17 protein-coding genes and 1 tRNA gene are annotated in these 14,575 nt (G+C 70.5%); 7 read left to right on the top strand and 11 right to left on the bottom strand.

Annotated elements, in window-relative coordinates; genetic code table 11:
- Positions 1 to 27: 27 nt before the first annotated feature.
- Both PSED_RS27840 and PSED_RS27835 read left to right on the top strand, forming a co-directional pair.
- Positions 28 to 849, top strand: coding sequence for an AraC family transcriptional regulator (locus tag PSED_RS27840; protein ID WP_041760059.1), 822 nt, complete (start codon positions 28 to 30; stop codon positions 847 to 849).
- Positions 850 to 998: 149 nt separating this feature from the next.
- Positions 999 to 1,226 carry a hypothetical protein gene (locus PSED_RS27835; RefSeq protein ID WP_013677570.1) on the top strand — a complete coding sequence of 76 codons (228 nt, stop codon included), beginning with the start codon at positions 999 to 1,001 and terminating at the stop codon, positions 1,224 to 1,226.
- Here the strand turns inward: PSED_RS27835 and PSED_RS27830 are convergent, their stop codons facing one another.
- Positions 1,227 to 1,568 (bottom strand): hypothetical protein, encoded by a 342-nt coding sequence (locus PSED_RS27830; protein WP_013677569.1) that lies wholly within the window; start codon positions 1,566 to 1,568, stop codon positions 1,227 to 1,229. It abuts the gene before it with no gap.
- Between the two features lie 292 nt (positions 1,569 to 1,860).
- On the opposite strand from PSED_RS27830, the gene PSED_RS27825 reads away from it, so the two are divergent.
- Positions 1,861 to 2,754 carry an IS982 family transposase gene (locus PSED_RS27825; protein WP_013672241.1) on the top strand — a complete coding sequence of 298 codons (894 nt, stop codon included), beginning with the start codon at positions 1,861 to 1,863 and terminating at the stop codon, positions 2,752 to 2,754.
- A gap of 20 nt (positions 2,755 to 2,774) precedes the next feature.
- Here the strand turns inward: PSED_RS27825 and PSED_RS27820 are convergent, their stop codons facing one another.
- A complete protein-coding gene (locus PSED_RS27820) occupies positions 2,775 to 3,350 on the bottom strand; it encodes a hypothetical protein (RefSeq protein ID WP_013677568.1) in 576 nt (191 codons plus the stop codon).
- A gap of 287 nt (positions 3,351 to 3,637) precedes the next feature.
- On the opposite strand from PSED_RS27820, the gene PSED_RS27815 reads away from it, so the two are divergent.
- Positions 3,638 to 4,498, top strand: coding sequence for a DMT family transporter (locus PSED_RS27815; RefSeq protein ID WP_013677567.1), 861 nt, complete (start codon positions 3,638 to 3,640; stop codon positions 4,496 to 4,498).
- 42 nt (positions 4,499 to 4,540) lie between these two features.
- Here the strand turns inward: PSED_RS27815 and PSED_RS27810 are convergent, their stop codons facing one another.
- A complete protein-coding gene (locus tag PSED_RS27810; RefSeq protein ID WP_013677566.1) occupies positions 4,541 to 5,032 on the bottom strand; it encodes a YajQ family cyclic di-GMP-binding protein in 492 nt (163 codons plus the stop codon).
- Positions 5,033 to 5,112: 80 nt separating this feature from the next.
- Between PSED_RS27810 and PSED_RS27805 the strand changes: the two genes are divergently transcribed.
- A tRNA-Tyr gene (locus PSED_RS27805) sits at positions 5,113 to 5,194 on the top strand.
- Positions 5,195 to 5,316: 122 nt separating this feature from the next.
- Here the strand turns inward: PSED_RS27805 and PSED_RS27800 are convergent.
- The 7 genes from PSED_RS27800 to PSED_RS27770 all read right to left on the bottom strand — a co-directional run bounded on the left by PSED_RS27800 (position 5,317) and on the right by PSED_RS27770 (position 11,452).
- Positions 5,317 to 6,702 (bottom strand): tyrosine-type recombinase/integrase, encoded by a 1,386-nt coding sequence (locus tag PSED_RS27800; RefSeq protein WP_013677565.1) that lies wholly within the window; start codon positions 6,700 to 6,702, stop codon positions 5,317 to 5,319.
- Complete coding sequence (locus PSED_RS27795; protein WP_013677564.1) at positions 6,699 to 6,908, bottom strand: helix-turn-helix transcriptional regulator; 210 nt, start codon at positions 6,906 to 6,908, stop codon at positions 6,699 to 6,701. The genes PSED_RS27800 and PSED_RS27795 overlap by 4 nt, the downstream gene beginning before the upstream one ends.
- A complete protein-coding gene (locus PSED_RS27790) occupies positions 6,905 to 8,584 on the bottom strand; it encodes a replication initiator (protein WP_013677563.1) in 1,680 nt (559 codons plus the stop codon). The genes PSED_RS27795 and PSED_RS27790 overlap by 4 nt, the downstream gene beginning before the upstream one ends.
- Positions 8,581 to 10,074, bottom strand: coding sequence for an FtsK/SpoIIIE domain-containing protein (locus PSED_RS27785; protein WP_013677562.1), 1,494 nt, complete (start codon positions 10,072 to 10,074; stop codon positions 8,581 to 8,583). The genes PSED_RS27790 and PSED_RS27785 overlap by 4 nt, the downstream gene beginning before the upstream one ends.
- A 160-nt stretch (positions 10,075 to 10,234) precedes the next feature.
- Positions 10,235 to 10,519: a WhiB family transcriptional regulator gene (locus PSED_RS27780; RefSeq protein WP_013677560.1), complete on the bottom strand. Its 285-nt coding sequence runs from the start codon at positions 10,517 to 10,519 to the stop codon at positions 10,235 to 10,237.
- Positions 10,516 to 10,914: a hypothetical protein gene (locus PSED_RS27775; protein WP_013677559.1), complete on the bottom strand. Its 399-nt coding sequence runs from the start codon at positions 10,912 to 10,914 to the stop codon at positions 10,516 to 10,518. Before PSED_RS27775 ends, PSED_RS27780 begins: the two co-directional genes overlap by 4 nt.
- Positions 10,915 to 11,023: 109 nt before the next feature.
- On the bottom strand, positions 11,024 to 11,452 hold the full coding sequence (locus PSED_RS27770; RefSeq protein WP_013677558.1) for a hypothetical protein: 429 nt from the start codon (positions 11,450 to 11,452) through the stop codon (positions 11,024 to 11,026).
- 126 nt (positions 11,453 to 11,578) lie between these two features.
- Between PSED_RS27770 and PSED_RS27765 the strand changes: the two genes are divergently transcribed.
- Together PSED_RS27765 and PSED_RS27760 are read left to right on the top strand one after the other, a co-directional pair.
- Positions 11,579 to 12,406 (top strand): hypothetical protein, encoded by an 828-nt coding sequence (locus PSED_RS27765; protein ID WP_013677557.1) that lies wholly within the window; start codon positions 11,579 to 11,581, stop codon positions 12,404 to 12,406.
- Between the two features lie 4 nt (positions 12,407 to 12,410).
- Positions 12,411 to 13,232, top strand: a complete 822-nt coding sequence (locus PSED_RS27760; protein WP_013677556.1) for a hypothetical protein — start codon at positions 12,411 to 12,413, stop codon at positions 13,230 to 13,232.
- Here the strand turns inward: PSED_RS27760 and PSED_RS27755 are convergent.
- A complete protein-coding gene (locus PSED_RS27755) occupies positions 13,229 to 14,128 on the bottom strand; it encodes a ComEC/Rec2 family competence protein (protein ID WP_049803521.1) in 900 nt (299 codons plus the stop codon). The two genes, PSED_RS27760 and PSED_RS27755, sit on opposite strands and share 4 nt — an antisense overlap.
- Positions 14,129 to 14,575: the final 447 nt, after the last annotated feature.

Raw genomic sequence — 14,575 nt, 5'->3', positions numbered from 1 at the left:
GTCGGTGCGGTGGGCCATGCTGTGCCGGTGGACCCGGCGACCGTCTCGACCACGACCGAGTACGGCGTGCTCGGCGTGCGCGACGTCGACTTCTCACTCGAAAGGTTCCCGCCCGCGCCCGATCTGGCGTCGCTCGTCGAGCGGCACTGGCTGGTCACGTGGGAGCTGCCGGAGGGGCGCAGCGCGTCGGTCACGCTGCTGCCGCACCCCTGCGTCAACCTGGTGCTCGACGGCGGGGTGCTGAGCGTCGCGGGCGTGGGGCTCGACCGGTTCACCTACACCTACCGCGGCGTCGGCCGGGTGTTCGGGACCAAGTTCCGGCCGGGGGCGTTCCTGCCCTTCCTCGGGTCGCCGGTCTCCGCGCTCACCGGCTCCGGGATGCTCGCCGAGCAGCTGTGGGGCCCGCCCGCGGCGGCGCTCGCCGCGTCGATGACCGGCCCGGTCGACGAGCTCGTCGCGCAGGTCGAGGCGTTCCTGCGGGCGCGGTGGCCGGAGCCCGACCCCAACGTCGCGCTCGTCGGGCGGATCGTGGCCGACCTGCTGCACGACCGCACGACCACCCGGGTCGACGACGTCACCACGCGGTTCGCGATCCCGTCTCGACGGCTGCAGCGGCTGTTCGCCCGCTACGTCGGGGTGAGCCCGAAGTGGGTGCTGCGCCGCTACCGGCTGCAGGAGGCCGCCGCCCGGCTGGCCGAGGAACACGATCGGCCGTGGGCCGAGGTCGCCGCCGAGCTGGGCTACTTCGACCAGTCGCACTTCATCCGCGACTTCACCGCCGCGATCGGGATGACGCCCGCCTCCTACGCCCGCGCCTGCCACCGCAGGGAGGCGCCGATCGCGACGTAGCGGCCGATCGGCGCAGCGCGCGACGGCCGGACGGCCCACGACCTGCGCGTTCCGGTTGACCGCCCCGTCCTTCGGACGGACCCTGCGACGATGACGACACCGACCTCCCGACCACGCCGGCCTCGCCCGGCGGCCGTCCGGGGTGTCGGGTGAGCCTCACCGCCTGGCTGGTCATCGCCGCGGTGTGCGTCGTCGCCGGGCTGGTCCTGCTGGTGCTCGACCGGCGTCGGTCGGCGCGGCGGCCCGTGCCCGCGCCGCCCACCCCGCAGCCCCCGGCGGGCGACCCGCCGCAGGTGCCGCGGCAACGCAGCGGGCCCGGCGCGGTCGACGACCCGGAGGAACCCGGCTCGCTGTTCCGGCCCAACACCCCACCCTGATCAGCGGGCGCGGCCCTCGGCGACGTTCGTCGTCGAGCGGTGCGGGGTCACCGCGCCGTGGGCGGGTGCGACGCAGGCCGTGGCGCGACCGTCGCCGCCCGTGCGCAGGGTGCCGAGCGAGGCGGCACAGTCGGCGGGATCGGGTTGTTCGACGGCGACGAGCGTCGCCGGGTCGTGAGCGGGTGTGTGCGTGGCCGAGTGCGAGTGCGGGTGCGCGTGCCGGATGTGGGTGACCATGTGCCCGAACGCCATCGCCTCGTTGCCGACGTACAGCGCGATGCACGCCGCGACCACAACGAACGCCAGCCGCGCGACGATCCAGCGGGCAGTAGTCCCGGTCATGACGTCCCCTTCCCGCGCCGTGCCTCGTACACAGGAAAGGGTCGCCCGGTGAGCGTCCGGATTCGCTGGTGAAGCCCCCCGAATCGGCTCGGCGCCACCCCCCGCGACGGGGGTGGTGCAGGCCCCACCCGCGGCCTGGTGCTCGCCGCCGCGGCACGGATCGGGAGCGTCCCGCGCGGCGCGTCGTCGGGGGTGGCGGAGGACCCGGGCCTGCTGCGCGAGGCCCCTAGACGAGTAAGTCCTAACGGCGTGCCGGCCCGGGACGTGGCAGGAGGGTGTTGAAGATCAGTTTGTGACGACCGACCTCAACACCCTCCTGACCGCACTCTACGTCAAGATCGACGACTGGCTGGGCAAACGCACCCGCCCGGGCAGGCCACCGAAGCTCTCCGACGCCGAGCTGCTCACCCTGGCCGTGGCGCAGGTGCTGCTGGGAGTCCGCTCCGAGGCCCGTTGGCTACGGTTCGTGCCCCGGGCGCTACCAGCCGCGTTCCCGTACCTGCCGGGCCAGTCCGGCTACAACAAGCGGCTGCGCTCGGCGGTGTCACTGATCAAGCGGGTCATCCGCGAGCTGGCCGGCGACACCGACCTGTGGGCCGACCCCGTCTGGGTCGTGGACTCCACCCCGGTCGAGTGCGCCCGTTCCCGGCCCACCGCGAAACGCTCGAACCTGGCCGGGTGGGCCGGCTACAGCTACTGCCCGTCGCACTCGCGGTGGTTCTGGGGGCTGCGCCTGCACCTAGTCTGCACCCCGGCCGGACTGCCAATCACCTGGGCATTGGCCGACCCGAAGCTCGACGAACGCCAGGTCCTGATGGCCGTGCTCGACCACGACCCCACCCTCACCACCGACCGGCCCGGCCTGACCATCATCGCCGACAAGGGCTACGTCTCCCGCGAACTCGACACCTACCTGGCCGAGCGTGGCGTGGTGCTGCTGCGGCCCTCCTACCGCAACCGCACCCCACGCCCGGGCGAACACCTGCTCAAACCGATCCGCCAGCTCATCGAGTCGGTCAACGACACCCTCAAGGGCCAACTCGATCTCGAGCTGCACGGCGGACGCAGCATCGACGGCGTCAGCGCCCGGATCGGGCAGCGCCTGCTCGCCCTGACCGCCGCGATCTGGCACAACCGCGCCACCGGACAGCCCATCACCCGATCCTTGATCGCCTACGACCACTGACCGGGTTCGGACTTACTCGTCTAGGGTCGGAGGTCGCCGGCATCCCCCTGGTGCGCGGCCAGCACCGTGGCGGCCAGCGCCAGCCGATGGTCGTTCGTCCACGGTGGCCCGAGTGTGGCCCGGGGGCCGTGCAGGACGTCGTGGGCGCGGTCGCCGAGGAGCGCCGCCGCCCGCGGCTGCGCGTCCTTCGCGTCGAACAGGTGCACCGCCCAGCCGCGATCGCGTGCCGCGGCATGGAGGACCTGCAGGTACATGACCGAGTCGGCACGGGACTCGTACGGCGCGCGGCGCACGGTCGCGAGGTCGGTCGGGAAGCCGGCCGGCCACGCGCGCAGCGACAGCGAGACCACCGGCTCGTCCAGCGCCGCGGCGATCGCGTCGAGCGCCCGTGCCGTGGCCCTGGCCGCCGATGCCCGGACGACGGCGAGCATCTCGGCGAGCGCGGCGTCGTCGAGGCCGGCGCCGTCGTGGTGCACCGGCGCGACCGGCGTTCCGGGCTCGACCAGCTCGATCCGGCGGCGGTCGGCGACCCGGTGGTCGTCCGAGGCCGCCACCGCGACCGCCCAGCCGAAGTGGTGGGCGATCCCGATGCGCATGCCGCATCCTGGCACCCGGCGCACGGCGACCCGGTGTTGCGGCCCGGTGTCGGCGCCCGGCGGCCTGCGGCCCAGGGTGTTACGGTCCGGACCAGCACGTGGTTGCGCCCAGGGTTCCGCCGCCGCCCGCCTCACGACCGACAACGAGGGCGTTCCGGGTCTGGACCGAGCGGCGCCACGACGGGTCCGCCGCTCGCGCACGGCCCGCCGAGACCTGATGGGACAAAAGCCCGGAGGGCTCCGATCCGACGTGCCCGCCCCGGCGGGACCGACGCCCGGGAGCCCGCATGGCCGCAGCCGCTTCGCCCGCCCTCACCGGCCCGCTCGTCGCCATCACCCTGTTCGCCGCGCTCCTGCACGCGACATGGAACGCGATGGCGCACACCGTGTCCGACCGACTCGTCGGGTTCGGGCTGATCGGCCTCGCGTACACCGTCGTCGGGGGAGCGGCGGCGATGGTCCTCGGGCCGCCGCCTGCGTGGGTGTGGCCGTACGTCCTCGCCTCGGCGGCACTGCACGTCGTCTACAACCTGATGCTGCTCGCGAGCTTCCAGCTCGGCGAGTTCAGCCAGGTGTACCCGATCGCGCGCGGGACGGCGCCGTGGCTGGTCGCGCTCGTGGAGGTCACCCTGCTCGGCCGGAGCCTGCCGACGTGGCAGCTCGTCGGCGTGCTCGTGATCTCGACGGGTCTGGTCAGCCTCGCGCTGGACGGCGGGCGCCCCTCGCGCCGCCAATTGCCCGCGATCGGCGCGGCGGTCGCGACGGGGGTGTGCATCGCGTCGTACACGGTCGTCGACGCGCAGGCCGTGGCGGCGACCGACGTGCTCGGCTACGCAGCCTGGATGTTCCTGCTGCAGGGCCCGTGGCTGCCGCTGGTCGCGGTCGCGGTGCGCAGGCGGGCCGTCGCGACCGCCGGCCTGTCGACGGTGTCGCGCGGCCTGCTCGGTGGCGTCGTGTCCCTCGTGGCCTACGGGCTCGTGCTCTACGCGCAGACCAGCGGTGCGACCGCCGCCGTCGCCGCGCTGCGGGAGAGCAGCATCGTCTTCGGCGCGATCATCGGCAGCCTCGTGCTGGGCGAGGGCTTCGGGAGGTCGCGGATCGCGGCGGCGGCCGTCGTCGTCACCGGGATCGCGCTGATCAACTTCTGACGCGGGCGGGCCGGCCGGCGTGATCGCCGGCCGGCCCGCGCCTCAGCGGTAGTTCGTGAACTGCAGCGCGATGCCGAAGTCCTTGCCCTTCAACAGCGCGATCACGGCCTGCAGGTCGTCCTTCTTCTTGCCGGACACCCGCAGCTGGTCGCCCTGGATCTGGGCCTGCACGCCCTTGAACTTCTCGTCACGGATGGCCTTGCTGATCTCCTTGGCCTTGTCCGACGCGATGCCCTGCAGGATCTTGCCGCTGACCTTGTAGGTCTTCCCGGACACCGCCGGCTCGCCGACCTCGAAGGCCTTCAGCGAGATGTTGCGCTTGACGAGCTTCTCCTTGAAGACCGCGACCGCGGCCTTGAGGCGCTCCTCGGTCTCGGACTCCAGGGTGATGGCCTCCTCACCGGACCAGGCGATCGAGGTGCCGGTCCCACGGAAGTCGAAGCGCTGCGACAGCTCCTTGGCGGCCTGGTTGAGCGCGTTGTCGACCTCCTGCCGGTCGACCTTGCTCACCACGTCGAACGACGGGTCGGCCATGAGCACCTCCTCCTGCGGCCCCCCTGTGCGGGGGCCGATCACGTGCTGTCGTATCCTTCTGACCGCGCCCAGCGCACCCCGGCAGGTTGCCCGAGTGGCCAAAGGGAGCGGACTGTAAATCCGTCGGCTTAGCCTACGAAGGTTCGAATCCTTCACCTGCCACACCCTGTGAGAACGGCCCCTGAACTGCGGAAACGCGGTTCAGGGGCCGTTTTGCTGTTGTCCGGGTGTGTCCGGCTCCGGACCCCTGTTTACGGGTGTTCGTGGTCGCTACGCGGTCGCGATCATGAACGGCCATCGCCGAGCGCTTCCTCGATCCGACGGCGGGCGATGTCGTCCTGGCCCGCGATGCACTTGGCGTAGACGCGGAGCAGGACGTCGACCGAGTGGCCGGCCCAGGCCGCGACCTGAGGCGCAGGGACACCGCCGTTGAGCCATGTGGACACGGCCGCATGTCGGAGGTCGTAGGGTCGGCGCGCGAGCGGCGAGGCGGTGTCCTCGTCGGTCAGTGCTTCGACGCGGGCCTTGGCCCACAGGCGCCCGTACAGGCTCTCCGAGAGAGGGCCGCCGCGGACTCCACGGAACAGCCGGCCGTCGGGCGTGGTGCCGTGCTCGTCCAGGTGGTCGCGCAGGATCGTCGTCAACGCCGGCGGGCACGGCACGATGCGAACCTCTTCGGTGCCACGGTGCTTGAGCTGTCGAGGCTCGCGACGCGTCCCGGTCTCGCTCCACGATCGGCCGGCCGAGGGCGCCGAGGTGCTCAGGTACAGCTCACCCCATCCCGATTTGGGCAGCGACAGCGCGTCCTTGCGCAGGTCCACGGCCTCACCGGGGCGCAGGGCCGCGTAGTACATGACCGCGAAGAACGCTACGAGCGGCGGGCCCGAGCGCAGTTGCCGAACAGCGGCGAGCAGCGCCTGGGCCTGGCCGTGATTGATGACGACGCGCGGGTTCACCGCCTCGGTGATCTTGGGAGCGCGCCACTTGATCGAGGCGATGGGGTTGCCGGTCAGGTGGCCCAGCTCGACGGCGTACTCGACGCAGTTGTAGAAGATCGCGCGCTTGCGGCTGACGGTCGAGGCAGAGGCCGGCTTCCCGTCCATACGCAGGGCGAGAGCGTCGAGGGCCGGCCGCAGGACGGCGGGGTCGGCTAGATCGGAGACCGGCCGGGTGTTGGCCGCTACCCAGCGTTCGGCCCGTCGTAGATGCTCGTCCGGTGGCCCGGCTGCCCGGCGTCGAGCGTTGAACGACCACCCGTAAAGAGCGGCCCGCATCGAGGTAACCGAGGGCCGGCTCTTCGTGGACGTCAGGAGTGCCGGCGTGATGGTCGCGAGGGAGTCGGCGATCCCTTGCCGGCTCTTGCCCGCGGCGTGCGGCCACTTCATGTCGACGTAGGCGCAGGCGTGCTCGTACCAGCTCGTCAGGACCGGCTCTGTGCGCTTCCACGAGAGCGGCTGACCGGTCGTCGTCGAGAATGGTTCGCCTCGGCGGGTGATGCTGATCAGGTCAGATCGGAAGCTGTCGGCCAGCGCGCGTGTCCGGAAGGTCTCGTGCCACTCCTTGCCCGCGACCATCCAGCGCACCCGGTAGGTGGGGCCCTCGCGACGCTGCCGCTTCGTCACCGCCCACACCCGCACGTCGTACGTAGTGGGTTCGCCAGCGGAGTTCATGCGACGTCCGAGAGGCCGGCGAGCCAGGCGTCGAGGTCGTCGCGGCGGACACGGATCGCACCGTTGGGAAGCCGGACGCACCGAGGGGCCTTCCCGACCTGCCGCCACTGGTAGAAGGTCGACCGGGCGATCTGCAGCTCGTCGCAGAGCTGGTCGACGGTGAGCTGCTCGACGACTGTCCGGACGATCCTCGCGGCGCGGGTCATGCTGCCTCGCTCTCGGTTGCCGAACAGTCGGGGTCGGGTTCGGTGGTGGCCAGGACAGCGGCGTCGTAGTCGGCGCGCCAGCGTTGGCGTTGATGGATCGCGTGCAGCAGCAGCACCGGTCGGGGTGGGACGTCGGGATCGCCGGCCTTGGTGGTCTCCCACTCGAACGGCCCGTCATCCACCGCGTAGGCGGGCTGCACCCCGGCACGGGCGAGCAGTTGCCGAACGAACGACGACCGCTCCGCGCGGTGGTCGGCGAGGGACTTGTTGGACCACTTCCGGGAGACCAGGACGCGGCGGCCGGCGATGCCGAGGTGTTCGGGTCGGTGGGCCTTGCCCTTGCAGACGCCAGGGACCATCGAGGACCGGGAGCCCCTGGGCTGCACGCCGAACAGGAGCCAGATCGGGCACCGCGGCGAGCACGGCGTGATGGCGAGTTCGGCGGCCAGGCGGCGGGCGTGGGCGCGCTGGCGGGTGGTGGCGGTGTCGTTGAGCCCGGCGGCCTGGCCCACGCTCTTGGTGAGGTACTTGGTCAGGTAGCCGATGTGGCGTCCGGCTTCTTCGGTGCCGCCGAGGATGCCCTTCACGTGGACCTGCTCGCCGAAGGTCACCGTGTGCGCGGGGGCGTCGAGGGCGTCAGGGTCGGTGGCCTCGTCCCAGGTCGGGAGCGGTTCCCGCGTGTCGGGGTCAACCCAGGCGGTCTTGATGGCGTCCCAGCGGGGGACATGGTCGCCGCTGTAGGTCTGGTGGTCGTGGTTTGGCCACCACACCTGGTGATAGGTCGCGGCGGCGATCATGCGCAGTTCGGCGCGGGAGATCGTGCCCCGGATCGCGGCGTGGAAGTGCGGTGCCCCGCGCTTCTGTGGTTCGACGGTGCCGAAGTACTGGACGTCCCAGCCGACGCAGCGACGGGTGTTCTGCCAGAACCGGTCGAGCAGCTTGGGGAAGTGGATCGCGTCCCGGGCGGCGCGGCGGTAGTCGTAGCGGTCCGGGTCGAGCGCGGCGCCGTGCTTGTCCACCCGCCCGTAGCTGTCCAAGGTCAGTGTGAGGAACGTGGACGGGCGGTAGCGGCCGGCGTAGACGGCTCCCACGGTGCGGTTCTCCACCGGCCGCCGGGGCAGGTTCGGCGCATCCTGGCGGCGGCGGGTCGAGCGCTTCACTGCGAGGCGGTCGGGTGGGTCGAGCGGGGCGAGCCGACCCCGCACCCCGAGCGCGCGTAGCTCCGCGTCGATCTCGGCGACGGCGTCACGGATCTCCTCACATTCCGTCTCGTCGCCCTCCTCCTTGGCCGGGGCGTACGCGGCGTGCATGTCCGCGCGGACGGCCATCAGCTCCTTCTGCCGCTCGGTCGGGTCGGCCGGCTTGGTGACCGGTTCGTGCTCGAGGTGCCAACCCTCCCGGCACTGGACCATCCGCAGCCGCCGGGCCTTGTCCGCGCACGGCCGGCACTTGTCCTCCCGCGTGGACCCGCAGGGGACCGGGACGACGTCGACCCGACCGCTCGTGAGGTCGATGCGCCGCATGGCGAGCGGGCGGACGCAGACGCCGTGGTCCTCGGCGAGCTGGGCCGCCACGTCGTCCGAGAGCGCGAGGAGGGCCTTCTGTGCGCGGGTGAGCTTGTCCTGATCGATCGGCCCATCCGGCAGCGTCACGGCCGGCTGTTCGGTGGTGGTCACGCTGCCTCCCCGAGCACGGGAGCCGGCGCCGACACGGGAGCCGGGGGCAACGGAAGCGGTGTTGGGCGGCCGCTGGTCAGGTAGGCGTTCAGCTCGGCCAGGTGGGCGTCGGTGACGTGGAACGCCCGGGCACGCTCGACCGCACGACGGCCGTCGACAACCGTCCAGGCCACGCCAGGGGTGTCCTCGCTGATCTCGTGCGCGGCCGCACCCCGCTCCCGCGCCCCATCCCCCAACGCGAGGTCAACCTGGTCGGGCTCGTCGAGCCGGAGCGCGACCTTCGTCGGGAACAGATGCCGGAACTCGATCACCGCCTTGCGCGGGTCCTGCACCTGCCCGATCACACACACCCCCGGGGCGCGGCCCTGCGACGTGATGACCTGCAGCGCGTTGGTCGCGCGGGCCTTCAGGGCGCGGTCGGTCTGGTAGGCGACGACGTCGGCGAGCTCGTCGACCACCAGGACCACGAACGGTGCTCCGCTGGTCGGGGTCCAGGCCGCGGACCCGGCCCGGCGGAACTCCTCCGCGCGGGAGCGCATCAACGCGGCGAGGTCCTCCAACAGCTCGACCGCGTCGGCGCCGTTGTCGAACACCAGCCGACGGAACAAGCTCGGAGCGCGGCCCAACTCCATGCCGCCCTTGGGGTCGATGCCGAACACCTGCACGTGGCCGGCGGCGACGGCCGGGGCGAGGTGCCACAGCAGCGACCACATCACCGACGACTTCCCGGCCCCGGTCGATCCGACCACGAGGACGTGGTTGCCGACCAGCCGCAGCAGCCACCGGCGGCCGGTCTCGGTGATCCCCACCGCCACCTTCCGCAAGTCCACGATCTCGGCCAGCTCGGCGAGGGCGGGCGGCGCGACCGGTGCGCGGAGCGGGTCGGCGTGGATCAGGTCGAGCCAGAGCCGGCGCGGCTTGTCCTGGCGGACCCGGCACGACACCGCGCCGAAGGAGTGCGCCAGGGCGTCGGCGCGAGCCCGGAACTCGTCGGGGTCCTGGCCGTGCAGCAGCCACACCGACACCCGATCCCGCCACCCGTCGGCACGGACCCGTCGGACCCGCGGGTAGTAGCAGGAGCGCCCCGCGCGGCGGACCAGGTTCGAGAAGCGCATCGTGCGCCGCCACACCCGGCCGTAGACCCAGGCCCGGCGCCACTCCGAGGCCAACTGCCGGCGTGCGACGCGGTCGAAGGTGTCCGGCCACCGCCACCGCCACACCCCACCGAGGCCGGCCAGCACGGCGGCGGCGAGCAGGACCCACCACCACGAGGTGTCCAACCCCAGCCAGACGAGGGCGAGGGTCCCGAGCAGAACGACGGGGTAGCGGTAGATGCGGCGGGCGAGGAAGTCGACCAGCCGGACGAGCAGGTAGGCGAGGATGAGCGGCGCGAACACCAGCAGGGCCTTGCCGGGCAGCATGACCCACCAGGGCAGCCGCGGGCGTTCGATTTCGAGCGGTGCGGGGGCGGTCCAGTCCTTGCGGCTCATCGCGAACCTGCCTTCCGAGCGGTCCGGCGGCCGGGCACGGCCGAGAGCGGGAACAGCGGTTGTTGGTCGAGGTGATCCGCGCACCGACGCCGCCGCGGGTCCGGGCGCTCGCCCAGGACGACGCGGCAGACCTCGCAGCGGACGGGGGCCGGCTTGGCGCTCATGCCGCCACCTCCGCCGCTCGGGTGGGGATGAGCTGGTCGCGGTGCAGCTCCGTGCGCTCCTCGGGCGTCAGGCCAGCGATGACACCCCAGCGCCGGGCCGGATCCTCCGAGGCCATGACGTCGGCCAGGCACAGCCCGCGGACCGGACAGGCGCCGCAGATACGTCGGGCCGCGGTGACTGCGAGGCCGGCGGGGTCGAGGTCGAGCGGGTAGAACGCCTCCGGGTCGACGCCCGGCCAGGCGCACGCGGCGGCCTCGCGCCAGCGGTCGGGGGCAGTCATGACGCGATCCCGAGGTCGTGGTGGTTGGACATGGCCCCGGCGACCTCGGAGGTCGGGCGCGACTCGGCGCGGGCACGCCAGTCGGCGGCGGTGTCGCGCCAGAACCGGGCATCCGCCCGGGCCCGCTGCGCCGCCTCCACCGCGGCCAGCCAGAACAGGTGCGGCGCGAACCGGTCGGTGCGCAGCCGGCGCACCAGGACCTGCCACCAGCCGGCGCGGCGGGCGCAGATCAGCGCGAGCCGAGCCGAACGGGCCGCCTCCCCCGCGTCGGTGTGGGCCGGGTAGGCGTGGGCGACGAACTCGTCGTCGAGCGCGGTCAGGGCGGTGCGGACCTTGGCGACGGTGGCGGCGCAGTCGCGCGGCAGCCACGTCAGTTCCTCACGGTCGGGGTTCATCTAGGGTCGGTGTCCTTCCGAAATCAGATGCCTGCCAGGGCGAATCGGGTGGAGGAAGATCAAGGGGAGGAACCCGTTGCGAGCGGGTTCCTCCCCGCACACGGCCAGCTCAGGCGGCGTCCTGGTTGGACTGGCGCGGCGACGGCTTGCCGTGAGCGCCGGGGGCACGCATCCCGGAGGCGCGCAGGCTGTAGGCCACCCGCGGCCGCCCGCCGTTCTCCGCCACGTACGGGGTGACGGTCAGCCCGTCGAACTCCACCGGGCGGAACGGCAGCCCGGCCGCAGCCTCCGGCGGAACCGGCTGCACGTGCGCGGCGATCTTCACCACGACGGTCTTGTCCTGCCGGCGGGCCTCCGGGTCCGCGTCGAGCACCGAGACCGACCAGACCGGAAGCCCGGACTCCTTGTCGAGCTGCTGGACCGGACGCCCGGCGCTGGACTTCTCGAAGTCGCGCACCTGCTCCACCTCGGAGACCACGAACGCCCCGTGCGGGAACACGTCGCCCATCGACACCGCGAACCTGCTCTTGATCGCCATCTCTGCCACCTCGTGTTTAGACCCCTAAACTCACCGAGCGGTCTTGCTCGCGAGCCGTATAGGGGGGATAAACATCAAGATAGGGCGAGTCGCGGCGACCTGTCAAGGGCCCCTAAACTCGACGGCGTGTCCGGCCTCGACGACTTCGACGACGTGCGCCGCGACCCGGACCCGATCCGGCGCGGCAAGCGCGCCACCGCGCTCATGTCGATCTACCAGCAGCGCGCGACTGAGCTGGCCCGCCTGCGCCGCGAGGCCATCGAGGAAGCCCACCAGACGGCCGGCCTGACCTACACGGAGATCGCGACAGCCCTGGGTATCACCAAAGGCCGCATCACGCAGATCCGCTCCGGCGCCCCCAGCCGCGAGCGCGCGTTCTTCGGCGTCGGCCCGGTCTCGGTTGGCGTGCCGCTGCGTGTGGGTACCGACGACAGGATGCGCACCTACGTCGACGCCGCCGACCTCGCGACGCAGCAGGACACCGAATCGCTGCTCGCGACGGTCGCCTTGGCTGCCGAGCCGTTCACGATCGCACCGGACGCGACTACCGTCCCCGCTGGCGACGTCGTCATCATCTGCGGCCCCAAGTCCGCACCGATCGGCGCCGAACTGCTCGACTCCGACCCGCGACTCGGGATGGTCCGCGAGAACGGCCGATGGTGGATCGTCGACAAGACCACGGGGGAGCGGTACGGCTCACCGATGGGCGACGAGCCTGCCGGCGCCGGCGACATCGGCTACCTGTCCCGCCGCCGCGACGGCGACCGGGTCATCGTGCACATCGCCGGCATCCACAGCCCGGGCTCGGGCGGCGTCCTCCACTACGTCGCCCACCACCTCCCCGAGCTGTACCGAGACGGGGGAAGCGGCTCGTTCAGCCTCGCCGTCCGATGCCAGCTCGACGGCCTGACCGTCATCGCGAGCGAAGCCCTCGCCGGCCCCTACGAATGGTGACCCGATGGACGTCGTAGTCAGCGCCCTCCCGGGCGACGGAGGGAGCGCCGGCTACGCCGACCTCGCGATCGTCGCCCCGTTCGGCGTCGTCCTGCTCGACGGCGCGAGCGCGTTCGAGCCCGTCGACGTCCACCCCGCTACCTACGCCCGCACCCTCGGCACCTGCATCACCGCGCTCCTGCGCGGACAGCCGGACCGCACCATCGCCGACGCCGTTGCCGAGGCCATCAGCCGGACCACCACGAAGCTTGACCTGACCGCCGGAGCTTCGCCTTCAAGCACCGTCGCGATCCTCCGCGCTCGCGACGATGTCGTAGACCTCTACGTTCTTGGAGACAGCCCGATTCACTACGGTGCCGGCGACCGGTCCCACCAGCTCGTGGACGAGCGCCTCGCCCGGGTCGCCCAACCCGAGCACGACCAGTACGTCGCCCGACTCCGCGCCGGCCACGGCTACAACGACGAGCATCGGCGCGCTCTCATCGATCTGCAGCACGCACAAAAGCGAGCCCGCAACGCCCCCGGTGGCTACTGGATCGCAGAGGCCACCCCTGAGGCGGCCTACCACGGACTGACCGCGACGATCGACCGCGGCGCCTTGGCGTGGGCCGTCCTCGCGACTGACGGAGCTTCCGACTTCCTCGACCACACTGGCAAGAGCTGGTCAGACATCGCCCACTACGACAGGCCGCAGCTCAACGCGCTGCTTGCACGCATACACGAGTGGGAACACGATGTTGACGCCGACGGTCGGCAACTTCCGCGCGCGAAGCGGCACGACGACAAGACACTTGTGACCGTCTCGATTCATGACTCAAGGGACTAGAGTGTCAACAGCCGAGCCCCGTTGCGGTCATCGATCCAGATTTCTCCGTAGGCATTGATCGTAACAGTAATTGTGCCGTGATAACGAGTGGAGAAGACCTTGGCACCGTGGCTGGCATACTCGTCCGAGGCGTCGGTGCTGGGCTTTTTGCCCACCGAGCATATTACTGCACTGGGCGACATCGCAGCCACGGCATCGTAGTCATATCCACTTTCGCGCCCATGATGGGAAGCCTTGAGTACGTCACAAGGCAACGAGTCAGGGAACGAGCTGAGCATCGACTTCCACGCCAACCCCTCGGCGTCGCCGGGAAGAATGATCGAACGGCCCGCGTAGGACAATCTGAGAACGAATGAAATGTTGTTGTAGCTATCAGAAGAATTGCATGTGTCTACGATATCGGGCGTCGGCGAGAGAATCTCGATTCCATCTTGCGCCCAATAGTCCCGCAGATCACCTGCATACGCGTTAATTACGACGTGCGTCGAATCATCCGGCCCGTGACCGAGCCTAAGAAGCTGGTAGGTTGTCCAGTCGAGTGCGTCATACGGCGCGTTGGTGAAGTCAGTCGTATCCAGACTCTTCTGGTTTGAGGTGTCCCAGAAATTGAGAAGCGCCACCTTCTCCTGAGAGAAGAAGCGGTGCAGTCCACTCATGTGATCGAGATCCGGGTGAGTCTGTATATAGCGGAATATCTCCTGCGACCGCAGGTTATCACGGTGATAGTCAACCGGGTCCACGAGAAGTGACTCGTAGTAGTCCTCCCACGACCGTACGCCTGCGGGAGTAGCCGCAAGATTCAGTTCAAACGCAGCCTTCGACAGAAACTTGCTTTCGGCAAGCGCTTCAATGTCCTCTTCCGGCAGGCTCTTGGAATTGTTGATGTCGACCATCATCAGACGACCAGATGGAAGTTCAACAAAGGTACAGTCTCCGTGACCGACGTTCAAGAAATGAACCTTTAGCATTCGGGACTCTCCTCCGAGTACTGGGCAGCTGCGGGCGCAGCCGCACCGTTGGGCGCCCTCCTGTTCGCAGCACGTCGGGCCGCGACCATGAAGAGGCACTCACTGTATGAGACCGCTTGGCGACGCACCCACTCACGATTTACAACCAATATCCAAAACAATCCGACCAGGACCGCAACCGATCCTGTACAGGCCGCCGCTAGGACGCGGACTCCATCCGAATCCGATAGCCAGATCAGTAGCAGCGAAGCGACGATGCACGCCACAGACGTCGCGATACCCCACGAACGCAAGCCAAGGCAATTTCGCCGAAAGCCGTAGCCAGCATTCTCGGACAACAAGAGTGGCTCGTCTTGTCGCGTGGCACTCCGCAGC

The organism is Pseudonocardia benzenivorans CB1190 (genome assembly GCF_000196675.2).
Taxonomy (GTDB): Bacteria; Actinomycetota; Actinomycetes; order Mycobacteriales; family Pseudonocardiaceae; genus Pseudonocardia; species Pseudonocardia benzenivorans.
This window is presented reverse-complemented; position numbering and strand designations above follow the sequence as displayed.